We start from the raw sequence: 23,887 nt of genomic DNA on the forward strand, positions 1-23,887 counted from the left end.
CAACAGGAAAGCCGCCATGAGCATCCATACCCGCAGCAAACGCCTGACCGTGCCGCAACTGGTGGCCATGAAAGGCCAGCAGAAGATCGTCTCCCTGACCGCCTACACCAGCCACATGGCGCGGCTGATGGACCCGTTCGTCGATTTCGTGCTGATCGGCGACTCCACGGCCATGGTCGGCTACGGCCGCACCTCGACCCTGGACATGAGCCTGGAAGAGATCATCGGCCACACCCGCGCCGTGGTCGCCAGCACCCGGCTGGCCTGCGTGATCGCCGACATGCCGTTCGGCAGTTATCAGGAATCGCCGCAACAGGCCTACCGCAATTGCGCCGAAGTGCTGGCGCGCACCGGCTGCGACGCGCTCAAGCTCGAAGGCGGGCTGGCCCTGGCGCCGACCGTGGAGTTCCTGGTGCAGCGCGGGATTCCGCTGATGGCCCATATCGGCCTGATGCCCCAGTACGTGAACGTCATGGGCGGCTTCAAGGCTCAGGGCCTGAACGACGCCACAGCCCAGGCCATCGAGGCCGACGCCCGCGCCCATCTCGAAGCCGGGGCGTTCAGCCTGCTGCTGGAAGGGGTGGCGGAAAACCTCGCGCGGCGTATCAGCGACTTCTCGGCGATGCCGACCATCGGCATCGGCGCCTCCCCTGCCTGCGACGGCCAGGTGCTGGTGACCGAGGACCTGCTGGGCCTGGGCGGGCCCCAGGTGCCGCGCTTCGTCAAACAGTACGCCGATGTCGGGGCGCTGATCAGCCAGGCCTGCGAGCGGTTCGCCGCCGAGGTGCGCGATGGCCGCTTCCCCGAGGCGCGGCACTGCTACGGCGTCTGATCGATGGCCCGGGCCAGGCGTTGCACGGCGCCGGCGATGTCCTGGCGCCAGTCGAGGGTGAAGCTCAGGCGCAGGTGATGGCGCCACAGGCCTTGCTGGCTGAACATCTGCCCCGGGGCGATGACGATGCCCTGCCCCAGCAATTGCTCATAGACCTGAAGCATCTCCACCGGGCGCGTGGCCTCGGCCCAGAGGGTCGCGCCCCCGGCCGGGGTAACCACCCGCAACCGCTCGGCGGCATGTTCGGCCAGCAGCGCCTGCAGCTGGCCCATGCGTTCGCGCAGCAGGCCGCGCAACTGAACCAGGTGCTGATCGACCCGGCCGCTGCCCAGCAGTTTGGCCACGGCCTTCTGGCGGATCGGTGACAGGCGGAACGCGCGCTCGAGAAAGTGCCGCTGCAAGCGCGCGCCCTGGCCACGGCACAGCACATAGCTGAAGGGCGCCTCGGAACCGATGACTTTGTCGAAGGTGGAAAACACCAGCAGCCGCTCGGGATCGGCGTAATCGCGATACCGCGCCGGCGCCGGTGTAAAGCAGAACTCGCCATAGCTGTCATTTTCCAACAGCCAGATGCCGCGCTCCCCCAGCCAGCGGCACAGCTGCCGTTTGTCCGCCGCGGGCATCAGGCTGCCGTGGGGCGCGCTCAGGGTCGAAGACAGCAGCGCCAGGCGCACCGGTTCGCGTTGCAGCACCTCATGCAGGCGCTGGCGATCGAAGCGTCCTGCGGGGTCCAGCGGCAGCTCGATCACGCGGATCTTCGCCGCCTGCAATTGCCGCAGGATCGCCCAGGAACAAGGCGACTCCACCAGGGCGACGCTGCCGTTCAGCTCCAGGGCATCCAGCGACAATGCCAGCACCGCGCGCAAATCCGTGCCGAGAAACACCTGCTCGGCCTGCCAGTAATCCGTGGTCGAGCGGGTGTAGCGCTCGGCCAGCGCCGTGCGCAGCTCCGCCTCGCCAAACGGCTGGTACAGCGGTGCCTGGGAGCGTGGGTACTGGCGTACCAGCTCGCGCTCGGCGGTCAACAGGGGATTGTCCAGCGACAGCAGCATCGCCGGAGCGTCGCTGCACAGCGCCAGCATTCCGGGCTGGCGGGCGTAGGCATAGACCCTGTCCAGCAGGTCCGTATCCGGCGCCAGCCCTGGCGCCGGCACGGGGCGGCTGAAGTAGCCCTGCTTGGGCCGGGCGTAGATCCGCCCTTCATCCTCGAGCAAGCCATAGGCGTACTTGGTGGTGGAAACCGATACCTTGAGGCGCTGGGCCAGGGCACGCAATGACGGCAGGCGCTGCTCGGCCGCGCTGGCGCCGTCCAGCCACTCCACCAGGTAGCGGTAGACCGCCTGATAGGCGAAAGGCGTTTCTCGGCTCACCGTTTCAGGCGTCCTTGGCCAGGGCAATCGCCGCCTGGATCGCCGCGCGGGCCTGGGGGCTGTTTTTCCAGCAGCTGGAGCCGACCAGGGCCGAGGCCTGGGTGACGATCTCCAGGGCATTGGCCCGGGCCAGTTGGGCGAGGGAATCGATGCCCAGTTGTTCGAGACGGGCGACCACGGTTTCGCCGACACCCTTGAGCTTGAGCAGCGCCTGGCGTTCTTCGAGCGGGAATGGCATGTACGTCAATCCTTTGCAGTGGTTACCAATTGCCGCATTCTTGCACAGTTCTCGATCGCCCCAGCCTGAGGCGACCGACCTCCTGACAATCATAAAAAGACTTGAGGTATCGACGTGTCCACAGACATTGAAGACAGCCGTTCCGCCCGTTTTGCCCTGCGCTGCTCGAACTGGGCCGAGCGCTGGTTCCCCGACTCCTGGGTGTTCGCCGCGCTGGCGGTGATCATCGTCGCCCTCGCCACCATGGCCATGGGCGCCAAGCCCACCGACACCGCCATGGCCTTCGGCGACGGTTTCTGGAGCCTGATCCCCTTCACCATGCAGATGGCCTTCGTGGTCATCGGCGGTTATGTGGTCGCCAGCTCGCCGCCGGCGGTGAAGCTGATCGACAAACTGGCGCGCATCCCGAAGAACGGCCGTTCCGCCGTGGCCTGGGTCGCGCTGATCTCCATGGTCGCCTCCTTGCTCAACTGGGGCCTGTCGCTAGTGTTCGGCGGCTTGCTGGTGCGGGCCCTGGCCCGGCGTACCGAGCTGCGCATGGACTACCGCGCCGCCGGGGCCGCGGCCTACCTGGGCCTGGGCGCGGTCTGGGCCCTGGGCCTGTCGTCCTCGGCCGCGCAATTGCAGGCCAACCCGGGCAGCCTGCCGCCGTCGATCCTGTCGATCACCGGAGTGATTCCGTTCACCCAGACCATCTTTCTCTGGCAGTCGGGCGTGTTGCTGCTGGCCTTGATCGTGGTCTCGCTGGTCATCGCCTATGCCACCGCGCCCGGTCCGAACTCGGCGCGCGACGCCAAGGCTTGCGGCATCGACCCAAGCTTCAGCATGCCCAAGCCACAACCGCGCACCCGCCCCGGCGAGTGGCTGGAATACAGCCCGCTGCTGACCATCCTGTTGGCCTTGCTGGCAGCCGGCTGGCTCTACCATGAGTTCGCCACCAAGCCGGCGATCACCGCGATTTCCGGGCTCAACACCTATAACTTTCTGTTCCTGATGCTCGGCGCGCTGCTGCACTGGCGCCCGCGCAGCTTCCTCGAAGCGGTGGCCCGCGCCGTGCCGACCACCACCGGGGTGCTGATCCAGTTCCCGCTGTACGGTTCCATCGCGGCCTTGCTGACAGTGGTCAAGGGCGTCGACGGCCAGACCCTGGCCCACCATATCTCGACCTTCTTCGTGCAGATCGCCTCCCACGACACCTACGCGCTGCTGATGGGGGTCTACTCGGCAGTGCTGGGCTTCTTCATTCCGTCGGGCGGCGGCAAGTGGATCATCGAGGCGCCCTACGTGATGCAGGTGGCCAATGACCTGCAATACCACCTGGGCTGGGCGGTGCAGATCTACAACGCCGCCGAGGCACTGCCGAACCTGATCAACCCCTTCTACATGCTGCCGCTGCTGGGGGTGCTGGGGCTCAAGGCGCGGGACCTGATCGGCTTCTCCTTCGTCCAGTTGCTGGTCCACGCACCGCTGGTGCTGGTGCTGCTGTGGGCACTGGGCACCACCTTGAGCTATATGCCGCCCGTGGCGCCGTAATCTGTTGCCAGAGACTCGCTCCCCTGTAGGAGCGAGTCTGCTCGCGATCGGCCGCCAGGCCGAGGGTGCCTGCCATGCCGTCATCGCGGGCAATCGAGCGTCGACCGGCCGCTCCTGCAGAAGCAGCCCTACATCCTTTCCAGCCTCCCCCTACTATCTTCTAAGCCCCGTCCCAGAGCCTTTTCTGTAGTCTTTCCGTCATATTCGGTTGCTACCGTGCAGCCGAAATACTTTGTTACGAATTGATCGAAAGGTAATCAGGGACCCGGCATGAGCGACGAACACTCGAAAGACCCAGAACATTCCAAGGCCACGGAGCCCCCCACCGACACCAGCCGCCGGCGTTTTCTCGGCGGCGTGGCGGTGCTGGGTGTCGGCGCGACGCTCAGCGCCTGCGGCCACAACGACCCGGCGCCGGGCAAGCCGGTGGAGCGCCCGCTGTCGCCGGCCGAACTGGACCGGGCGCTGCGCGACAACGTGAAGAACGTGGTGGTGATCTATGCCGAGAACCGCAGCTTCAACAACCTGTTTGCCGACTTCCCGGGGCTGGAAAAACCGCTCTCGGCCCTCAAGCCCGCCGACTATCAGCAACGCGACCGTGACGGCAGCCTGTTGCCGGCCCTGCCGCCGGTCTGGGGTGGCGTCGCCCAGGTCGGGCCCCAGGCCCTGGATGGCGTGACCTACCCGGTCGGCACCCAGTACCAGGAGCACCTGCCCAACGCGCCCTTCGCCCTCAAGGGCCCCGATGGCCAAGACCTGCCCCTGGGCCTGGTCACCCGCGACCTGTGGCACGTGTTCTACCAGAACCAGATGCAGATCAACGGCGGCAAGAACGATGGTTTCGTCGCCTGGGCCGACGCCGGCGGCCTGCCCATGGGGTATTACGCCCAGAGCTGCTATGAGCTGCGCCTGTGGGATATGGCCCGGGAATTCGTGCTGTGCGACAACTTCTTCCAGGGCACCTTCGGCGGCTCGTTTCTCAACCACCAGTACCTGATCAGCGCCGCGGTGCCGTTTTATCCGGATGCGGCCAATTCGGTGGCCAAGCCACAGATCGCCACCCTGCAGAGCGACGACCCGCTCGACAGCCGTCTCAAGCCGCTGGAACAATCCCCGGCCAGCGCCATGAGCGGCCCGCCGCAATTCGGCCCGAGCCTGCTGACCCCGGACGGCTACGCGGTCAATACCATGGCCCCGCCCTACTGGCCGACCTGGATCCGCGACCCGCAGCGCCCGGCCTATGCCAAGGCCGACCTGCCCAATGTGCTGGTACCGCAGCGCCACGACACCATCGGCGACAAGCTCTCGCGCAAGGACATCGACTGGGCCTGGTACGCCGGCGCCTGGCAGGTCACGCTGGACGCCTACAAGGATTCGGCGGGGATTCCGAAGATCCCCAACTTCCAGTACCACCACCAGCCGTTCAACTACTTCGCGCAGTTCGGTCCCGAGCATCCCAACGAACGCAGCCATCACCTGCGCGATGCGGGCCTGGGCGATGAGTCGAGCAGCAACCGCTTCCTCGCCGATGCCGAGGCCGGCAAGTTGCCGCCGGTGGCGTTCTACAAGCCCCAGGGCAACCTCAACATGCACGCCGGTTATGCCGATGTGGCCGCGGGCGACCGGCATATCGTGCGAGCCCTGAAGGTGCTGCGCGAAAGCCCGCAGTGGCAGAACATGGTGGTGATCGTCACGGTCGATGAGAACGGCGGCTGGTGGGACCACGTCGCCCCGCCCAAGGGCGACCGTTGGGGGCCGGGGACACGCATCCCGGCGCTGGTGGTGTCACCGTTCGCCCGCAAGGGCACGGTAGACCATACGGTGTACGACACCGCGTCGATCCTGCGGCTGATCACCCGGGTGTTCCAGTTGGAACCGCTCGACGGCCTCAAGCAACGGGACGCGACGATGATCGCCCGGGGGCAGGCGCCCATGGGCGACCTGAGCAATGCCCTGCACTTCCCGGCCTGAACCGACGGCAGCGGCCGCCCGGGCGGCCGTTTGCGGGTGCAAAATAAAGATTTATTCCACCCTTTTCCTTGTCACCCGCTACTGTTTCAGTACGGAACTTACCTCGCCCAGACGAGGCCAACGCTGACAAGGAGCCAAGCATGAAACTCACAGGATTGTCCCTCCCCCTCGCCGCCCTGACCCTGGGCGGCCTGAGCAGCCTGACCTTAAGTACCATGGCCCAGGCCAACGTCGATCTGAAGCTGGGCAACACCCAGCGCGTCACCCAACTCTTCTCCTACCCCAACAACTGCAACGTGATCTGCTTTCGCAACTGGACGCTGGAACAGACCGTCGAGCATTACCTGACCCAAAGCGTGAAGCGCGATGGCTACAGCACCGCCAAGGTCAAGGTGAAGACCGATAACAACCAGCTGTACGCCAACATCAGTGGTGTTCCGAAGGACTATGGCAAGCCGCTGACCGCCCTGCTGGATGCCGGCGACCTGGCCTACAAGGGCGCCAGCAAACTCAACAGCGACGGCAAATGGACCTACAGCTGGTACCTGTTCCTGCCCCTGGGCATGGCCCTGGAAAACCGCAAGAGCGTCGAACTGCTGCACTTCCCGCCGGACTACTCGCTGACTCAAGCCCAGGACTACCTGAAATCGGCCACCACCGACCGCTGGGCCACCCTGCTCACCACCAATGGCATTCCAACCGAGCAGACGCCGGGCTATCAGACCATCATCGACATTGCGCCGATCGCCGCCCCGGCCACTGCCGGCAAGGACCTGGAAGGCGTCTACGGCTACTTCCAGGACTACCAGACCACCATGGTCAAGCAGATCAGCCAGAGTGCCAGCGGCGCCGCCCTGCCAATGGTGGCCTTCGGCGCGCCGGTGCGTAACTGGATCAAGCAGCAGTACGGCCCGACCGTGAACGTGCTGGGCCTGACGCAGATCAGCCCGAGCGCGGGCCTGAAGGTGCCGGTGCTGGGCTCCAACCACCCGAGTTACATCTGGTACGCGGCGGATCCGGAGAACTACGACGGCGACGAGGCCAAGGCCGACGCGGCCGGTTTGAAGGTGATGGGGCAGGATCTGAGCGCGGCCTGCTGGCAGGCCGGGATGGGCAGCAAGCCGGGCAGCGACCCGACAGTGCAGCTCAAAAGCTGCACGCAGAACTGGCAGGTGACCAACAAAGAGCAGACCTGCGCCCTGTTCTACACCTCGATCCGCAAGCTGACGCCGGAGCAGGCCCAGGCCAAGTGCACCAGCGAGCCGGTACAGACCCAGCTGAAGCAGCTGAAGGCGCCGGCACCGTCGATGAGTGCCGAAGTACCGCCGCATATCTGACGGACAAGCGGTAACAGCTACATCCCATCGCGAGCAAGCTCGCTCCTACAGAACGGCACATCGCCCGTAGGAGCGAGCTTGCTCGCGATGGGTTTTCAGCGCCTCAGAGCGCCCCGACCGGACGCAGGCGGTACTGCGGCGGCAGCTGCTCGAAGCCACTGATGGTGGCGTTCAGGCTCTTCCAGCGACCGTCCTTGATGCCATAGATGCAACCGTGGATCGACAGGCTCTGCCCACGATGCCAGGCGTTTTGCACAATGCTGGTGTGGCCGACGTTGGCCACTTGCTGGATCACGTTCAGCTCGCAGAGGCGGTCAACCCGTTCTTCCTCGGTGGCCAGTTGCCCCAGGACTTCGCGATGTTCGTAGTACAGGTCGCGAATCGAGCGCAGCCAGCCGTCGATCAGGCCCAGCTGGCGATCCTGCATCGAGGCGCGCACGCCGCCACAGCCATAGTGACCGGTGACCAGGATGTGTTTGACCTTGAGCACGTCCACCGCGTACTGGATCACCGACAGGCAATTGAGGTCGGTGTGCAGCACCACGTTGGCCACGTTGCGGTGTACGAACAGATCTCCGGGAAGCATGCCGACGATCTCGTTGGCCGGTACACGGGCGTCCGAACAGCCGATCCACAGGTATTCCGGCGTCTGCTGGCGGGCCAGCTTGGAGAAGAATTCAGGATCTTCCTGCTTGATCGCTTCGGCCCAACGCTCGTTGTTATCAATCAGGTCTTGTAGTTCGTTCATGCTGTGAAACCTCAGGATTGATGCGTTGCTATGACAGACGACTGTCTATCGGGGTCACGCGCGTCTATGCAGATACCGCTTATCCACCCCTTTGAATCTTGCCGGGTCTGGTGGGTCCACTCTTTAAGCCCAAAAGTATGAGCAACCGTCATGACTGAATCACGACGTCCCTATGGCGCGCCTCAGCCCGAGCCCATCGACGACAACGAAGACCGCATGGGTTCCATGGAAGAGCTGGATTTCGATGAAGAAGAACCCGGCGCCAGGGTCGGCGACCCTGCTTCCAGCCCTGTGGAGCATCGTACTCCCCACAGGCACATCCATGGCTCCAGCCTGACCGGCAACGCCGAGGATGAGCCCAACGACGATGAGCTGACCCCGGAAAACCTGATCCGCGAAGACGGCGCCCGCTCCGCCCATGAAGCCGGTGAAGACCAGCCGGCCGACTGGGACCTGAGCATTGTCGATGAAAACGATATCGGCGGCGGCAATGGCCTGGACGAAGCCGAACTGGCCCAGCGCGACCCACTGGATGGCAAACGCTGATACCTGCCTTTAACAACTGTAGGAGCGAGGCTTGCCCGCGATAGCGGTTTGCCTGACACAGCGCTATCGCGGGCAAGCCTCGCTCCTACGATAGCGGCTCGATACGCCGTCAATCGACCAGGGTGCAGGCCATCACCAGCGCATCTTCGCGCCCGCCTGTCGCCGGATAGTAATCGCGGCGGCGGCCAACCTCGTTGAAACCGTAGCGTTCGTACAGACGGTAGGCGGTCTGGTTGCTGGAGCGCACTTCGAGGAAGCATTCGCGCGCGTCTTTCTGGTAGGCGCGCTTCATCAACTCTTCCAGCAGGCGCAGGCCCAGGCCACGGCCCTGGTTTTCCGGCTTGACGGTGATATTGAGCAGGTGGGCTTCGTCGATGATCACCTGGATCACGCCGTGGCCGACTTGCTGGCTGCCTTCGAACATCAGCCAGACTTCATAGGATTTCAGGGCATCGGTGAAAATGCCGCGGGTCCAGGGATGGCTGAACGCCGCGTATTCGATTTTCAGGATGGCATCCAGATCCGCCTCGGTGGCCTGGCGGAACGATAAAGCGTCACTCATTGCTACTTTTCCAACGCGCCATCAGCCGACGCATGGCTTGCCAGACATCAGCCTTACGCTGTGGCTCTTCCATTAATAGTTCCAGCCCAGGCAGCGCCCAGACCGAGCCCAGGCCTTCGACCTGGAGTTCACGGTTGTAGGACTGCACATCAGCCTCGCCCGCGAAACGCACCGCCGGCAGGCCGATCAGCCACAGGCAGACACAAGGTTCTTCTTCGACGCGCGCCCCGACAAAGGCCTGGACGAAATCCCGCGCCGCGTCCGGCCCCTGGTCGAGATTGCCGCGGGTCAGCATCGGCCAGCGCACCGGCTCGGCGAGGATCTGCGGGCTGTCCGGCAGGCCAGCGGCGCGCAGCATGTCCTTGAGCAGCAGATAGGCCGGGTCGCGGCTCTGGAAGGCTTCGCCTGTGGGTAACTCCACCAGCAGCAGGCAACGACCGGCGCGCAGCAATTGCAGGGCGAAACGCGGTGGCGGCACGGGCGGGGCCTTGACCGGCGCCGGGGCCTCCTCGGCATCGACCACGGGCTTGCTGACCGGACGAACGGCAGCGCCGGCGGGACGCGGCACTTCGATTTTCGGCCGTTCGGCAGGCTTGGCCACAGGCTCGGCAACCGTTTTGGCCACAGGTGCAGGGGCTGCCGGGGCCTCGACCACGGGCTCGGCAATCACCAGCAACTCGGGACGGGACGGCGCCGCAAAGGGCAATTCGGTGCGCGGCAGCCAGCTGACCACCTGCATGGCGGACAGATAAGCGCGACGGCGGGACTCGATAAGCAAAGGTCGGCCACTTGTGGATAACTGAAGTGGGGGGATTCTACCGTCCTTCGCCGAAGATCGCCCGCAGTTGATTCGTCACAAAAACACCGGTCCAGCCCATGACAAGACCGAGGGGTGAATCGTCAGCCTTCCGATGCAGTACAATCGCTGCTTTTCATTGCCAACCAGCCGGCCATTCCGATGATCGAACCCAAGCGCGTGTTGCGCGCCCTCGCCGAACACTGGGCACTTCTGGAGCCACTGTGCGAGCACTTCGACCAAGGCACCCTGAGCCTCGCCGAACTGCGTTCACAGCTGGCCACCCAGCAAATTGACAGTACGCCACAGGACATTACCAGCCTGCTGGATGTGTGGATCCGCCTGGATATCCTGGTTCCGGTGGCGAAAAGCCCGAACCGTTTTGAGCTCAACGCACAGATCCATGACTTCCTCGCCTACCTGCGGCGCGAGCACCGCCTGGGCCTGTGCCTGGAAATCGAAGCTTACCTGCGCCACCTCGAACGCCTGGCCGGTTACATCCAGGACGCCTTCGACATCCGCGACGGCCATGACCTGGCCCGCCAGCTGCGGTTGCTGGACATGCGCGTGCGCGATGTATTGAAAAAGCTCGCCAACGACGAACAGGCCCTGGTGGCCGTCGCCGATCGGGCCAAGACCAGCGACCGGCAGATTCCCCTGCGCCAGCGGTACGCCGAGGTACTGGCCACCTGGGACGAATACGTCGAGCCGATGATCCAGCTGGTGAACGCCGATGGCGCCTTCGAGCAAGGCGTGCGCAAGGTCGAGAACGTCCTGCTGCGCATGCTCACCGAACAGCAGCGCCTGGGCCACCTGGTGGACGACGACATGCTGCTGCGCACCCACGCGCGGATCCTGGAAATGCAGACCAGCGCCCAGCTGACCCTGCGTCACGCCCGGGAACTGCTGCTGCCGCTGCGTGAAGAAGCCCGCCGGCACAACGCCGTGACCCGCGGCGCGGCCCTGGCCCTGTCGGCCATCCGGCGCAAGGGCATCGACGCCGTGCCGCAAGCGGCCATGCCACTGTTCACCCGTCCGCAAAGCACCTTCCTCGGCAGCTCCGGCCAGGTCGAGGCCTATGTCTATGCCCTGGCCAGCTTCGAGCCGAAGCCGACGCGCTTCCCCAAGGCGCACAAGACCCACAAGGGTGGTAATGCGCCACGGGCGCCACGCACGGTCCGCGAGATGCTCGACCGCTGCGAAGACGCCCTGCCGATGCCGGACCTGATGACCTGGCTGCTGGAGCAGGAACCGGACGGTGCCACCGACGAGTTGCTGTACTGGTTCTCCCGCCTGTCGCGGGAAAAACGCTTCAAGCGCGAGCGTCTGGAACGCCGCGACTACCACACCCACGAGCACCAGGTCAGCCTGCGCTCCTTCGCCCTGCTCTCGGCCCGCGATGACGCCGCTGAGAATTCTGCGAGCACTCCACATGCATCTTGATCTTTCCGAACTGTCCCAGCTGGCGCCGATCTTTCGCGAGCTGTTCAAGGGTTATCACGTCAGCCGCCGCGACCCGGAGCTGTACTCCCAGCTGTCGAACTTCCAGGACCAGTACCGCACCCTGTTCAAGGCCCTGGGCTTCGAACTGGTATGCGACACCCGTGGCTTCTACTACTTCGTGCCGGAGAACGCCGCCGCCCAGGTGAACAAGACCGCCCAGCGCCTGGCGCTGTTCACCTTCATCCTGGTGGAGCACCTGGCCGACCAGGGCCGCGACCCGGTCGCCGTGCTCGACGGCGGCAGCCTCGGCCGTGACGAACTGCCGTCCTTGCTGGAGAAGTACCGCGACCTGTTCATCCAGGCCGAAGTGCAGACCCATGAAGAACTGGAAGAAAAAATCATGCGCCGCATGACCCAACTGGGCTTTGCCGGCGAGGAGCCGGGCATCTACCGCTTCCTGCCGCCGATGCACCGCTTCCTCGATGTGTGCCTGTCGGTGCAGCAGGACCGTGACCTGGCCGCCAGCCTGCACAGCGTGCTGCCGTTGCCGACGCCGGTGCTGATCGACGAAGACAGCGACGAAAAACTGCTGCAGACCGACGACCCGCTGGACCTCAGCGAATTCGTCGAATCGGAAAGTGAAGAAGACGCACTGGCCCGCGCCATTGCCGAAGAACAGGAGCTCGACGCATGAGCAAGGAACGCTACGGCATCCGCCGCTTTGCCCTTTTGAACACCGCCGGCTACAGCCTGGGCCTGTTCCCGCTGGAAGAGCCGCTGTCGGTCTACGGCGCGAACAACCTGGGCAAGTCCGCTTCGATCAACGCTCTGCAATTCCCGATCCTGGCGCGCATGTCGGACATGAGCTTCGGCAAGTACAGCCTGGAACAGTCGCGGCGTTTCTACTTCGCCACCGATACCAGCTACATCCTGGTGGAAGTGTCCCTGCCCCATGGCCCGCATGTGATCGGCGTGGCCGGGCGCGGTCCGGGCGGCAGTTTCGGTCACCAGTTCTTCGCCTATGCCGGCTCGCTGGACCTTGCGCACTACCAGAAAGACGACACTTGCCTGCGGCAGAAAGAGCTGTTCACCAACCTCGAGCGCCAGGGCCTGAAGGCCTATGAACTCAAGCCGGACGAACTGCGTCGCCTGCTGGTGGGCGGGCATACCTCGATTCCGCTGGACCTGACCCTGATCCCGCTGCGCTCCACCAGCGAGCAGAGCCTGAAGACCTTCCGCGCGCTGTTCATCAACCTGCTGCACATGCGCGAAATCACCGCGGCCAAGCTCAAGCAGCTGTTCCTCGATGCCTTCGAGCACAGCCTGCGTTCCGGCAGCGTCGACTACATCGCCGCCTGCGAAGATGCCTTCCGCGACGTGCGCCGCATGGAGCAGGACTACAACTCGCTGGTGGCCGCGGGTCCCCTGGTGGAAGCCCTGGCCAACGGCGTGACACAGCGCGACATCCTGCGCGGCAAACTGCATCGCCTGTCGCCGCTGCTTGATTCGCTGCTGGGCACCTGGTCCGACTACGCCAGCGCGCGCAAGGAAGAGCTGACCATCCAGGCCGAGCACTACCGCAACGAGCAGGACGCACTGCAGAACGACCAGCGCAGCAGCACCCAGGAAATGATGCGCCTGGAGCGGGAAATCACCGGCACCCAGCGCTGGCTCGGCGAGCTCTCGGTGCTCAAGCATCGTTTCGCCCTGGTGGACGATGTCAAGGTCCTGGAGCAGCAACTGCTGGCGGCCAAGGATGCCCACGACGAACTGGCCGGCGCCCTGGCCCAGTCCCGGCAGTTCTCCGCCGAGGACCTGGAAGAGCGCCTGCGGGACCTGGAAAAACGCCTGAAGTCGGTCAAGCAGCAGCTCGATAACGCCGACAACAACAGCTATGCGCGCCTGCGCGAGGAATTCTCGCAACAGGACGTCGAGCGCCTGATGCGCCTGTTCAACAGCCAGTTGTTCAGCCTGCCGCTGGGCGAACATGGCATTGCCTTGGACGAGAACGGCGACTGGGTCAAATCCGTGGAGCTGATCCTCGATGGCTTCAAGGGCGAGCGCTTCGAAGTGCCGGGGCTGTCCATCGACATTTCCCACATCGAACCGCCGGCCTTGCAGGCCCTGGCGGATCGCGCGGCATTGCGCGACCAGAAAGAGCGCCTGGACAAAGAACTCAAGCAGCTGAAAACCCAGGCCGCAGTGGCCGCCGACCGCGCCGCGAGCAAGACCCAGACCGAAGCGCTGTACCAGCAGGTGCTGGATGCGCAGAAAGCCCTGGAAGATTTCCGCCGCGCGCAGACCCTGAGCGCCGAGGAAGGCGAAAAGCTGGAACAGCTGGCGCAGATGGAAGCCGCCCAGGACGAACTCAAGCGTTCCAGCGACGCCTTCACCGAACGCGTCCAGCAACTGTCGGCCAAGCTGCAACTCGTGGGCCGGCAGATCGGCGACATGGAAGCCAAGCAACGCACCCTCGACGACGCCCTGCGCCGTCGCCAGCTGTTGCCGGCGGACCTGCCGTTCGGCACGCCATTCATGGAGCCGGTGGACGACTCCATGGACAACCTGCTGCCCCTGCTCAACGACTACCAGGACAGCTGGCAGGGCCTGCAGCGGGTCGATGGCCAGATCGAGGCGCTGTACGCCCAGGTGCGCCTCAAGGGCGTGGCCAAGTTCGACAGCGAAGACGACATGGAGCGTCGCCTGCAATTGCTGATCAACGCCTATGCGCACCGTACCGACGAAGCCCTGACCCTGGGCAAGGCGCGTCGCGCGGCCGTCACCGATATCGCCCGGACCCTGCGCAACATCCGCAGCGACTACGACAGCCTCGAGCATCAGTTGGCGCTGTTCAACCGCGAGATCAACAAACGCCAGGTGTCCAACCTGCAGAGCTTCCGTATCGTGCTCGCACCGAACAAGGAAGCCCTCAAGCACATCGACCAGATCATCCACAGCGCCGGCCAGTACGAAGAAGGCGAGACCCTGTCGGTGTTCGACCTGAGCCAGAGCGCCGAACAGGACAGCAAGAACGAAGAGGCCAAGGAATACCTGGCCCGCCTGGTAGCGGCCAACCATAACCAACTGGGTCTGAAAGACCTGTTCGAGCTGGCGTTCGAGATCACCAAGGTCAATGGCCAGCCGGTGATCCACACCGATATCGATGGCGCGGCGTCCAACGGCACCACCATGACCATCAAGGCGCTGACCAACATGTACCTGTTGCTGCACTTGATGGACCGCGAGCAGGCCGGGCGCATCCGCCTGCCGTACTACCTCGACGAGGCTGCGGACATCGACGAGAAGAACCAGGCAGCGCTGCTGGAAACCAGCCTGCAACTGGGCTTCGTGCCGATCCTGGCCAGTGTGAAGCCGCAGGTGTCGGCCCAGGTCGCCATCGACCTGGAAGGCGGCAGCGGCCCGAACGGTATCTACATCGACGAGGCGGACTGGAAGTACATCCGCCGTCACGATCAGGTCAAGGCCACCCTGAACGTCGAACCAGAAGCCGAAGCGGAGCTGGACGAGGTGTAACTGCCGAAGCCGTAAAACAAAAAGGCCGTGATCTTTCGATCACGGCCTTTTTGCTTTCTGGGTTATTTGCCCAGGGGGATTTTCGGTGCCCAGGTCAGCCATTCGTCCTCGAACTTGTCGAACAACGGGAAGGTCTGTTCCGGCCGTGCCGGGTTGCCCATGCGCTCGCCATCCGGCGTGGCAAAGGCGATGCCGCCCTGGATCAGGGTCTCCAGCGACTCGGTACGGACGGTTGCGCCCTTGAACAGGCCGATGTCGATACCGAACCCACTGCTGTTCCAGAAACGCGTACCGCCACGCACCAGCGGCGCGTACTTCGGCTCGATCAGGATATGGATCAACACCCGGTCGGCAGTCTGGCCCAGTTCGTAGCCCGTGACCTTGCCCACCGTTACCTCGCGGTAAGTCACCGGCACGCCGACCTTCAGCGAGCCGCGCCGCGCCGCGCTCAGCACCAGGCTCAGGCCGGCCTCGGCGACCGCGGTTTCCGGTGGCTGGGGCAAGGCGACAAAGCTGGTTTGCGCGCCGAGGTTCTTCGCCGCCGGCTGCACTTCGATGTACTGCCCGGTCACCAGGGTTTCCAGGTTGGCGGTCTTGATCAAGCCAAGCTCCGGCTTGACCACCCAGAACTGGCTGCCGACCCGCGCGATACGCTCCGGCACCTCGGTGATCCGAGCCTTGAGCAGCACCGACTGCAGATCGCCGCTCAGGTCGACGTCTTCGACCTTGCCGACATCCAGCCCCTTGAAGCGGATAGGCGTGCCCGGACGCAGGCCATCGGCGCGATCGACCTTGATGCTGATCAGGGTGCCCTTCTGCGTCGCCTGCTCCTTGTCGGCATACAAGCGGAAACGTGGGATGCGCTTTTTCAGCGGCACGTTGGGTTCCGGCGTGTCGAAGGCGATACCGCCGGCCATCAGGCTTTGCAGCGACTCGCTCTTGACCTGGATGCCGCCGGTCAGGCCACCGGTCAAGGTGACACCGCTGGCATTCCAGAAGCGCGTCGAGCCGTTCACCAGCCCTTCGTACTCCTTCTCGATGTGCACGCCGATGACCAACTGCTTGCGGGTCCGCGAAAACTGGTAGCTCTGCACCGAGCCGACCTTGACCTGCTTGTACAGAATCGGGCTGCCCACCTCCAGCGAACCGAGGTTTTCGGTGAACAGCACCAGGTGCAGGCCAGGGGAGCGCAGATCCAGCGGCGGCGCCTTGGGCCGCGCCTCGAATTCGCGTTGCGGAGCAGCGCCCTTGTCACCTGGGCGCACCGCGATGTAGTTGCCTTTGACCAGGGCTTCCAGACCGGTGATACCCGCCAGGGAGATCGAAGGCTTGACCACCCAGAACTGGGTGCCTTGCACCAGGTAATCCTCGGCCAGGGGGTCCAGGGTCAGCTCCGCCGTGGCGCTGGACAAATCCGGGTCGACCTTGAGGGCCTTGAGGTTACCAACCTGAATCCCCTTGTACATGACTGGCGTGCGACCTGCCTGGAGCCCTTCGAAGTCACTCAGCTTGACCTTGACCCGGATGCCCGCCTGCGCCGCGTCGAAGTCCTCGTAGAGACGGAACGGCAGGGTCGGGTCGGTTGGCGGGCTGTCCCGGCGATTCTCCGGGGTAGCGAAGGCGATACCGCCGGCGACGATGCTGGCCAGGGATTCGCTACGCACTTTCACACCGGACAGGTTGGCGTCGATGCTGATGCCGCTGGCGTTCCAGAAACGCGTATGTTTACGCACCAGGTTGGCGTAGGTCGGCTCGATAAAGACTTTGATCTCAACCGTGTTCTGGTCTTCGGAGAGCAGGTAGCTTTTCACCTGCCCCACCTGGATCTGCTTGTAGAACACCGGGCTGCCGCGGTTCAACGATCCCAGGCGATCCGCCTTAATGGTCAAGTGCAGGCCTGGCTTGGCGTCCGATAACGGTGGTTCTTCGACCAGCGCCTTGAACTTGCGCGCAGGCTCGCCCTCTCCCGGGCTGATGGCGATGTAGTTACCTGAAACCAGCGTCTCCAGCCCGGTGATCCCGGCCAGGGTCACGCTCGGCTTGACCAGCCAGAAGCGTGTGCTGCTCTTCAGGTATTGCTGGACGTCCTTGTTCATCTCGACAGTGGCAATCACCCCTCTGGTGTTGCCTTCGTCGTCCAGGGCCAGGGCCTTGACCTTGCCCACCGACATCCCTTTGTAGACCACCTCGGTCTTGTTGGCCTGGATGCCCTCGCCGCTTTCAAAGCGCACCTGGACCTCGATACCGGTCTGACTGTAGGCACGCCAGCCCAACCATCCGCCAATCAGCAACGCGATCAGGGGCAGGACCCAGATGGCCGACCAGTTCGAAGCCGGACGGGTTTTAGCTTTAGGCAAATCACTCATTGTCGTCGTCCGACTCCGTGTTATCCCAGATCAGTCGGGGATCAAAAGTTACTGCGGCGAGCATCGTCAGAATCACCACGCTGGCAAAGGCCACTGCACCGAGATTGGCCTCGATACTGGCAAGCCGACCGAAGTTCACCACCGCCACCAGGATGGCGATCACAAAGATATCCAGCATCGACCAGCGGCCGATGAACTCGATAAAGCGGTACATCCAAATGCGTTGCCGCGCCGATAACGGCTGGTGGCGCTGGACCGAGAACAGCAACAGGGCAATTCCCACCAGCTTGAAAGTGGGCACCAGGATACTGGCGATAAACACCACCGCCGCAATCGGGATCATGCCGTGCTGCACCAGTACGATCACCCCCGACATGATGGTGCTGGGGTCACCCTGGCCGAGTGACGTGACCGTCATGATCGGCAGTACATTGGCCGGGATGTACAGGATCGCCGCGGTAATCAGCAGTGCCCAGGTACGCATGATGCTGTTGGGGCGACGAGCATGCACCAGGGCCCCGCAGCGAGTGCAGGTTTGCTCATCGGTATCGGGTTCCTGCCTGTTCAGCTCGTGGCATTCATTACAGACCAGAATGCCCGCATCAATCGCCCGCATGCGCATCCTCCCCGGCCAGGGCATCCCATATCTGATGCGGCGACATGACCACCTCCAGCCATACCTGAACCAATAACAGGCTGACAAAACACACCAACCCCAGGCCGACCGTCATGGCAGCCAGATCCGCCAGCTTGACGATGGCGACCAATACCCCCATCAGGTAGACCTCGAGCATGCCCCAGTCCCGCAAGTGGTGATAAATGCGGTACAGCAACAGGCCGTAACTGCGACCTATGTCCAGGCGAATGCTCAGGAGCACGAGCAACTGGCAGACCAGCTTGAGCAATGGAATGCCCATGCTGCAGAGAAACACCACCACCGCCACGCCTTGCATATCGGTATTGAACAAACCGATAACACCGCTCCACACGGTGTCCTCAGAGGATTGTCCGAGTAGATTGAGCTGCATGATGGGTAAAAAGTTCGCGGGGACATAGAGCAGTAGCGCGGCAATAACCAATGCCAAGCTGCGATCCACGACGTTATGGCGGTGTGCATATAGCTCGTAACCACAACGGGGGCACTGGGCTTTTTCTCCGTGGACCAGCTCTGGCTTGCGCATCAGCAAGTCGCATTCGTGGCAGGCCACCAGATCGTCCAGCGGCAACTCCGACAGCCCGGGGGCGTCAACCGTATCTGACATACAAGGCTCTGGCTCTGAAAAGGCGTGAAGCTATTCTAGAGGTCCGTCCCGAAAATAACTGTGCAAAATTGTTTGGAGATAAGAACCGTTTTCTACGCGCAAAAACAAAACCCCAATTGCTTTCGCAATTGGGGTTTCGGAATTTAATCTTGACGATGACCTACTCTCACATGGGGAAACCCCACACTACCATCGGCGATGCATCGTTTCACTGCTGAGTTCGGGATGGGATCAGGTGGTTCCAATGCTCTATGGTCGTCAAGAAATTCGGTGTGCCGACTCGTCTTTCGACGCTTCAGCAAATTGGGTATGCGATAGTTTGTGTGTTTTCTCGAACTTTCGGTTCGTTTCGTCTTCACACACCGCAATCTGGCTGTTAAGCGCAAATTGCTTGGGTGTTATATGGTCAAGCCTCACGGGCAATTAGTATTGGTTAGCTCAACGCCTCACAGCGCTTACACACCCAACCTATCAACGTCGTAGTCTTCGACGGCCCTTCAGGGAACTCAAGGTTCCAGTGAGATCTCATCTTGAGGCAAGTTTCCCGCTTAGATGCTTTCAGCGGTTATCTTTTCCGAACATAGCTACCCGGCAATGCCACTGGCGTGACAACCGGAACACCAGAGGTTCGTCCACTCCGGTCCTCTCGTACTAGGAGCAGCCCCTCTCAAATCTCAAACGTCCACGGCAGATAGGGACCGAACTGTCTCACGACGTTCTAAACCCAGCTCGCGTACCACTTTAAATGGCGAACAGCCATACCCTTGGGACCGGCTTCAGCCCCAGGATGTGATGAGCCGACATCGAGGTGCCAAACACCGCCGTCGATATGAACTCTTGGGCGGTATCAGCCTGTTATCCCCGGAGTACCTTTTATCCGTTGAGCGATGGCCCTTCCATACAGAACCACCGGATCACTAAGACCTACTTTCGTACCTGCTCGACGTGTCTGTCTCGCAGTCAAGCGCGCTTTTGCCTTTATACTCTACGACCGATTTCCGACCGGTCTGAGCGCACCTTCGTACTCCTCCGTTACTCTTTAGGAGGAGACCGCCCCAGTCAAACTACCCACCATACACTGTCCTCGATCCGGATAACGGACCTGAGTTAGAACCTCAAAGTTGCCAGGGTGGTATTTCAAGGATGGCTCCACGCGAACTGGCGTCCACGCTTCAAAGCCTCCCACCTATCCTACACAAGCAAATTCAAAGTCCAGTGCAAAGCTATAGTAAAGGTTCACGGGGTCTTTCCGTCTAGCCGCGGATACACTGCATCTTCACAGCGATTTCAATTTCACTGAGTCTCGGGTGGAGACAGCGCCGCCATCGTTACGCCATTCGTGCAGGTCGGAACTTACCCGACAAGGAATTTCGCTACCTTAGGACCGTTATAGTTACGGCCGCCGTTTACCGGGGCTTCGATCAAGAGCTTCGCGTTAGCTAACCCCATCAATTAACCTTCCGGCACCGGGCAGGCGTCACACCCTATACGTCCACTTTCGTGTTTGCAGAGTGCTGTGTTTTTAATAAACAGTCGCAGCGGCCTGGTATCTTCGACCGGCATGGGCTTACGGAGCAAGTCCTTCACCCTCACCGGCGCACCTTCTCCCGAAGTTACGGTGCCATTTTGCCTAGTTCCTTCACCCGAGTTCTCTCAAGCGCCTTGGTATTCTCTACCCAACCACCTGTGTCGGTTTGGGGTACGGTTCCTAGTTATCTGAAGCTTAGAAGCTTTTCTTGGAAGCATGGCATCAACCACTTCGTCACCTGAAAGGTAACTCGTCATCAGCTCTCGGCCTTAGAACCCCGGATTTACCTAAGATTCCAGCCTACCACCTTAAACTTGGACAACCAACGCCAAGCTGGCCTAGCCTTCTCCGTCCCTCCATCGCAATAACTAGAAGTACAGGAATATTAACCTGTTTTCCATCGACTACGCTTTTCAGCCTCGCCTTAGGGACCGACTAACCCTGCGTCGATTAACGTTGCGCAGGAAACCTTGGTCTTTCGGCGTGGGTGTTTTTCACACCCATTGTCGTTACTCATGTCAGCATTCGCACTTCTGATACCTCCAGCAAGCTTCTCAACTCACCTTCACAGGCTTACAGAACGCTCCTCTACCGCATCACTTACGTGATACCCGTAGCTTCGGTGTATGGTTTGAGCCCCGTTACATCTTCCGCGCAGGCCGACTCGACTAGTGAGCTATTACGCTTTCTTTAAAGGGTGGCTGCTTCTAAGCCAACCTCCTAGCTGTCTAAGCCTTCCCACATCGTTTCCCACTTAACCATAACTTTGGGACCTTAGCTGACGGTCTGGGTTGTTTCCCTTTTCACGACGGACGTTAGCACCCGCCGTGTGTCTCCCATGCTCGGCACTTGTAGGTATTCGGAGTTTGCATCGGTTTGGTAAGTCGGGATGACCCCCTAGCCGAAACAGTGCTCTACCCCCTACAGTGATACATGAGGCGCTACCTAAATAGCTTTCGAGGAGAACCAGCTATCTCCGAGCTTGATTAGCCTTTCACTCCGATCCACAGGTCATCCGCTAACTTTTCAACGGTAGTCGGTTCGGTCCTCCAGTCAGTGTTACCTAACCTTCAACCTGCCCATGGATAGATCGCCCGGTTTCGGGTCTATACCCAGCGACTAAACGCCCTATTAAGACTCGCTTTCGCTACGCCTCCCCTATTCGGTTAAGCTCGCCACTGAATATAAGTCGCTGACCCATTATACAAAAGGTACGCAGTCACAGAACAAAGTCTGCTCCCACTGCTTGTACGCATACGGTTTCAGGATCTATTTCACTCCCCTCTCCGGGGTTCTTTTCGCCTTTCCCTCACGGTACTAGTTCACTATCGGTCAGTCAGTAGTATTTAGCCTTGGAGGATGGTCCCCCCATATTCAGACAAAGTTTCTCGTGCTCCGTCCTACTCGATTTCATGACTAAGAGATTTTCGCGTACAGGGCTATCACCCACTATGGCCGCACTTTCCAGAGCGTTCCGCTAATCTCAAAGCCACTTAAGGGCTAGTCCCCGTTCGCTCGCCACTACTAAGGGAATCTCGGTTGATTTCTTTTCCTCAGGGTACTTAGATGTTTCAGTTCCCCTGGTTCGCCTCTTGCACCTATGTATTCAGTACAAGATAACCATCTTATGATGGCTGGGTTCCCCCATTCAGACATCTCCGGATCAAAGTCTGTTTGCCGACTCCCCGAAGCTTTTCGCAGGCTACCACGTCTTTCATCGCCTCTGACTGCCAAGGCATCCACCGTATGCGCTTCTTCACTTGACCATATAACCCCAAGCAATCTGGTTATACTGTGAAGACGACATTCGCCGAAAATTCGCGATTAAACTCACAAATTTTACCTTAGCCTGAACAACACCAGTGAAAGTGCTATCCAGTCTATCTTTCTATCACATACCCAAATTTTTAAAGAACGATTCTGATAAAGATCAGAAATCAACATTCACCATCAACTTGATGGAATGCTCATTTCTAAGCTTTAAACGATGGACACCAATCTGTAATGGTGGAGCCAAGCGGGATCGAACCGCTGACCTCCTGCGTGCAAGGCAGGCGCTCTCCCAGCTGAGCTATGGCCCCGTATCGCTACAGGGTGCACCAGTAATTGGTGGGTCTGGGCAGATTCGAACTGCCGACCTCACCCTTATCAGGGGTGCGCTCTAACCAACTGAGCTACAGACCCAATCGTCTTCTTCAATGAATCAAGCAATTCGTGTGGGAGCTTATGAAGCAGCTGATGTCGTCGATTAAGGAGGTGATCCAGCCGCAGGTTCCCCTACGGCTACCTTGTTACGACTTCACCCCAGTCATGAATCACACCGTGGTAACCGTCCTCCCGAAGGTTAGACTAGCTACTTCTGGTGCAACCCACTCCCATGGTGTGACGGGCGGTGTGTACAAGGCCCGGGAACGTATTCACCGCGACATTCTGATTCGCGATTACTAGCGATTCCGACTTCACGCAGTCGAGTTGCAGACTGCGATCCGGACTACGATCGGTTTTGTGGGATTAGCTCCACCTCGCGGCTTGGCAACCCTCTGTACCGACCATTGTAGCACGTGTGTAGCCCAGGCCGTAAGGGCCATGATGACTTGACGTCATCCCCACCTTCCTCCGGTTTGTCACCGGCAGTCTCCTTAGAGTGCCCACCATGACGTGCTGGTAACTAAGGACAAGGGTTGCGCTCGTTACGGGACTTAACCCAACATCTCACGACACGAGCTGACGACAGCCATGCAGCACCTGTCTCAATGCTCCCGAAGGCACCAATCCATCTCTGGAAAGTTCATTGGATGTCAAGGCCTGGTAAGGTTCTTCGCGTTGCTTCGAATTAAACCACATGCTCCACCGCTTGTGCGGGCCCCCGTCAATTCATTTGAGTTTTAACCTTGCGGCCGTACTCCCCAGGCGGTCAACTTAATGCGTTAGCTGCGCCACTAAGAGCTCAAGGCTCCCAACGGCTAGTTGACATCGTTTACGGCGTGGACTACCAGGGTATCTAATCCTGTTTGCTCCCCACGCTTTCGCACCTCAGTGTCAGTATCAGTCCAGGTGGTCGCCTTCGCCACTGGTGTTCCTTCCTATATCTACGCATTTCACCGCTACACAGGAAATTCCACCACCCTCTACCATACTCTAGCTCGCCAGTTTTGGATGCAGTTCCCAGGTTGAGCCCGGGGATTTCACATCCAACTTAACGAACCACCTACGCGCGCTTTACGCCCAGTAATTCCGATTAACGCTTGCACCCTCTGTATTACCGCGGCTGCTGGCACAGAGTTAGCCGGTGCTTATTCTGTCGGTAACGTCAAAATACTCACGTATTAGGTAAGTACCCTTCCTCCCAACTTAAAGTGCTTTACAATCCGAAGACCTTCTTCACACACGCGGCATGGCTGGATCAGGCTTTCGCCCATTGTCCAATATTCCCCACTGCTGCCTCCCGTAGGAGTCTGGACCGTGTCTCAGTTCCAGTGTGACTGATCATCCTCTCAGACCAGTTACGGATCGTCGCCTTGGTGAGCCATTACCTCACCAACTAGCTAATCCGACCTAGGCTCATCTGATAGCGCAAGGCCCGAAGGTCCCCTGCTTTCTCCCGTAGGACGTATGCGGTATTAGCGTCCGTTTCCGAACGTTATCCCCCACTACCAGGCAGATTCCTAGGCATTACTCACCCGTCCGCCGCTCTCAAGAGGTGCAAGCACCCCTCTACCGCTCGACTTGCATGTGTTAGGCCTGCCGCCAGCGTTCAATCTGAGCCATGATCAAACTCTTCAGTTCAAACATCTTTGGGTTTTGAGAAAACCCTAAACTTG

16 protein-coding genes, 2 tRNA genes and 3 rRNA genes are annotated in these 23,887 nt (G+C 61.2%); 8 read left to right on the forward strand and 13 right to left on the reverse strand.

The window, feature by feature from the left end; all coding sequences use genetic code 11:
* The first annotated feature begins 16 nt into the window (after positions 1 to 16).
* The gene (gene panB / locus PMI20_RS28610) at positions 17 to 832 is read left to right on the forward strand and encodes a 3-methyl-2-oxobutanoate hydroxymethyltransferase (RefSeq protein ID WP_007930153.1); all 816 of its coding nucleotides are present in this window, start codon (positions 17 to 19) and stop codon (positions 830 to 832) included.
* On the opposite strand, the gene PMI20_RS28615 is transcribed toward panB, so the two are convergent.
* Both PMI20_RS28615 and PMI20_RS28620 read right to left on the reverse strand, forming a co-directional pair.
* The gene (locus PMI20_RS28615) at positions 820 to 2,202 is read right to left on the reverse strand and encodes an aminotransferase-like domain-containing protein (RefSeq protein ID WP_007930152.1); all 1,383 of its coding nucleotides are present in this window, start codon (positions 2,200 to 2,202) and stop codon (positions 820 to 822) included. The two genes, panB and PMI20_RS28615, sit on opposite strands and share 13 nt — an antisense overlap.
* Positions 2,203 to 2,206: 4 nt before the next feature.
* Complete coding sequence (locus PMI20_RS28620; RefSeq protein ID WP_007930149.1) at positions 2,207 to 2,440, reverse strand: hypothetical protein; 234 nt, start codon at positions 2,438 to 2,440, stop codon at positions 2,207 to 2,209.
* A 114-nt stretch (positions 2,441 to 2,554) separates the two neighbouring features.
* On the opposite strand from PMI20_RS28620, the gene PMI20_RS28625 reads away from it, so the two are divergent.
* The 3 genes from PMI20_RS28625 to PMI20_RS28635 all read left to right on the forward strand — a co-directional run bounded on the left by PMI20_RS28625 (position 2,555) and on the right by PMI20_RS28635 (position 7,281).
* Positions 2,555 to 3,973, forward strand: a complete 1,419-nt coding sequence (locus PMI20_RS28625) for a short-chain fatty acid transporter (RefSeq protein ID WP_007930148.1) — start codon at positions 2,555 to 2,557, stop codon at positions 3,971 to 3,973.
* A 270-nt stretch (positions 3,974 to 4,243) separates the two neighbouring features.
* A complete protein-coding gene (locus tag PMI20_RS28630) occupies positions 4,244 to 5,944 on the forward strand; it encodes an acid phosphatase (protein ID WP_007930146.1) in 1,701 nt (566 codons plus the stop codon).
* A gap of 140 nt (positions 5,945 to 6,084) precedes the next feature.
* Positions 6,085 to 7,281, forward strand: a complete 1,197-nt coding sequence (locus tag PMI20_RS28635) for a hypothetical protein (RefSeq protein WP_007930145.1) — start codon at positions 6,085 to 6,087, stop codon at positions 7,279 to 7,281.
* A gap of 103 nt (positions 7,282 to 7,384) precedes the next feature.
* On the opposite strand, the gene can is transcribed toward PMI20_RS28635, so the two are convergent.
* Complete coding sequence (gene can, locus PMI20_RS28640; RefSeq protein ID WP_007930139.1) at positions 7,385 to 8,029, reverse strand: carbonate dehydratase; 645 nt, start codon at positions 8,027 to 8,029, stop codon at positions 7,385 to 7,387.
* Positions 8,030 to 8,179: 150 nt separating this feature from the next.
* On the opposite strand from can, the gene PMI20_RS28645 reads away from it, so the two are divergent.
* Positions 8,180 to 8,575, forward strand: coding sequence for a hypothetical protein (locus PMI20_RS28645; protein ID WP_007930138.1), 396 nt, complete (start codon positions 8,180 to 8,182; stop codon positions 8,573 to 8,575).
* 109 nt (positions 8,576 to 8,684) lie between these two features.
* Here PMI20_RS28645 and rimI read toward each other — a convergent pair whose 3' ends face one another.
* Together rimI and PMI20_RS28655 are read right to left on the reverse strand one after the other, a co-directional pair.
* Positions 8,685 to 9,137, reverse strand: coding sequence for a ribosomal protein S18-alanine N-acetyltransferase (rimI, locus tag PMI20_RS28650; RefSeq protein ID WP_007930137.1), 453 nt, complete (start codon positions 9,135 to 9,137; stop codon positions 8,685 to 8,687).
* Entirely contained in the window at positions 9,130 to 9,915 is a 786-nt protein-coding gene (locus PMI20_RS28655; RefSeq protein WP_037035597.1) for a hypothetical protein, read from the reverse strand. The genes rimI and PMI20_RS28655 overlap by 8 nt, the downstream gene beginning before the upstream one ends.
* 180 nt (positions 9,916 to 10,095) lie before the next feature.
* Here PMI20_RS28655 and mksB point away from each other — a divergent pair, with 180 nt between their 5' ends.
* From mksB to mksF, 3 genes are read left to right on the forward strand one after another with little or no spacing between them, the layout of a single operon-like run.
* A complete protein-coding gene (gene mksB, locus PMI20_RS28660; RefSeq protein ID WP_007930135.1) occupies positions 10,096 to 11,376 on the forward strand; it encodes an Mks condensin complex protein MksB in 1,281 nt (426 codons plus the stop codon).
* Entirely contained in the window at positions 11,366 to 12,070 is a 705-nt protein-coding gene (gene mksE, locus PMI20_RS28665) for an Mks condensin complex protein MksE (RefSeq protein ID WP_007930132.1), read from the forward strand. Before mksB ends, mksE begins: the two co-directional genes overlap by 11 nt.
* Positions 12,067 to 14,910: an Mks condensin complex protein MksF gene (gene mksF, locus PMI20_RS28670; protein ID WP_007930131.1), complete on the forward strand. Its 2,844-nt coding sequence runs from the start codon at positions 12,067 to 12,069 to the stop codon at positions 14,908 to 14,910. Before mksE ends, mksF begins: the two co-directional genes overlap by 4 nt.
* A 62-nt stretch (positions 14,911 to 14,972) precedes the next feature.
* On the opposite strand, the gene PMI20_RS28675 is transcribed toward mksF, so the two are convergent.
* The 8 genes from PMI20_RS28675 to PMI20_RS28710 all read right to left on the reverse strand — a co-directional run bounded on the left by PMI20_RS28675 (position 14,973) and on the right by PMI20_RS28710 (position 23,852).
* Positions 14,973 to 17,276 (reverse strand): PqiB family protein, encoded by a 2,304-nt coding sequence (locus tag PMI20_RS28675; RefSeq protein ID WP_007930129.1) that lies wholly within the window; start codon positions 17,274 to 17,276, stop codon positions 14,973 to 14,975.
* Positions 17,269 to 17,892, reverse strand: coding sequence for a paraquat-inducible protein A (locus tag PMI20_RS28680; RefSeq protein WP_007930128.1), 624 nt, complete (start codon positions 17,890 to 17,892; stop codon positions 17,269 to 17,271). The genes PMI20_RS28675 and PMI20_RS28680 overlap by 8 nt, the downstream gene beginning before the upstream one ends.
* Complete coding sequence (locus tag PMI20_RS28685) at positions 17,879 to 18,538, reverse strand: paraquat-inducible protein A (RefSeq protein WP_007930123.1); 660 nt, start codon at positions 18,536 to 18,538, stop codon at positions 17,879 to 17,881. The genes PMI20_RS28680 and PMI20_RS28685 overlap by 14 nt, the downstream gene beginning before the upstream one ends.
* Before the next feature lie 147 nt (positions 18,539 to 18,685).
* Positions 18,686 to 18,801: ribosomal RNA gene (gene rrf, locus PMI20_RS28690) — 5S ribosomal RNA — on the reverse strand.
* Between the two features lie 139 nt (positions 18,802 to 18,940).
* A 23S ribosomal RNA gene (locus PMI20_RS28695) occupies positions 18,941 to 21,832 on the reverse strand.
* A 239-nt stretch (positions 21,833 to 22,071) separates the two neighbouring features.
* A tRNA-Ala gene (locus PMI20_RS28700) sits at positions 22,072 to 22,147 on the reverse strand.
* A gap of 26 nt (positions 22,148 to 22,173) precedes the next feature.
* Positions 22,174 to 22,250: transfer RNA gene (locus PMI20_RS28705), tRNA-Ile, on the reverse strand.
* Between the two features lie 65 nt (positions 22,251 to 22,315).
* Positions 22,316 to 23,852: ribosomal RNA gene (locus PMI20_RS28710) — 16S ribosomal RNA — on the reverse strand.
* The 16S, 23S and 5S rRNA genes sit together here with 2 tRNA genes alongside, the layout of an rRNA operon.
* Positions 23,853 to 23,887 lie beyond the last annotated feature (35 nt).

The sequence above is a fragment of the Pseudomonas sp. GM17 genome (genome assembly GCF_000282175.2).
Lineage (GTDB): Bacteria > Pseudomonadota > Gammaproteobacteria > Pseudomonadales > Pseudomonadaceae > Aquipseudomonas > Aquipseudomonas chlororaphis.

Bases quoted from the DNA above. Each gene is read 5' to 3' on its own strand.
- mksB (WP_007930135.1), top strand. From the start codon at position 10,096: ATGATCGAACCCAAGCGCGTGTTGCGCGCCCTCGCCGAACACTGGGCA.
- PMI20_RS28635 (WP_007930145.1), top strand. From the start codon at position 6,085: ATGAAACTCACAGGATTGTCCCTCCCCCTCGCCGCCCTGACCCTGGGC.
- PMI20_RS28685 (WP_007930123.1), bottom strand. From the start codon at position 18,538: ATGTCAGATACGGTTGACGCCCCCGGGCTGTCGGAGTTGCCGCTGGAC.
- PMI20_RS28645 (WP_007930138.1), top strand. From the start codon at position 8,180: ATGACTGAATCACGACGTCCCTATGGCGCGCCTCAGCCCGAGCCCATC.
- rimI (WP_007930137.1), bottom strand. From the start codon at position 9,137: ATGAGTGACGCTTTATCGTTCCGCCAGGCCACCGAGGCGGATCTGGAT.
- mksF (WP_007930131.1), top strand. From the start codon at position 12,067: ATGAGCAAGGAACGCTACGGCATCCGCCGCTTTGCCCTTTTGAACACC.
- can (WP_007930139.1), bottom strand. From the start codon at position 8,029: ATGAACGAACTACAAGACCTGATTGATAACAACGAGCGTTGGGCCGAA.
- PMI20_RS28680 (WP_007930128.1), bottom strand. From the start codon at position 17,892: ATGCGGGCGATTGATGCGGGCATTCTGGTCTGTAATGAATGCCACGAG.
- panB (WP_007930153.1), top strand. From the start codon at position 17: ATGAGCATCCATACCCGCAGCAAACGCCTGACCGTGCCGCAACTGGTG.
- mksE (WP_007930132.1), top strand. From the start codon at position 11,366: ATGCATCTTGATCTTTCCGAACTGTCCCAGCTGGCGCCGATCTTTCGC.
- PMI20_RS28630 (WP_007930146.1), top strand. From the start codon at position 4,244: ATGAGCGACGAACACTCGAAAGACCCAGAACATTCCAAGGCCACGGAG.
- PMI20_RS28620 (WP_007930149.1), bottom strand. From the start codon at position 2,440: ATGCCATTCCCGCTCGAAGAACGCCAGGCGCTGCTCAAGCTCAAGGGT.
- PMI20_RS28675 (WP_007930129.1), bottom strand. From the start codon at position 17,276: ATGAGTGATTTGCCTAAAGCTAAAACCCGTCCGGCTTCGAACTGGTCG.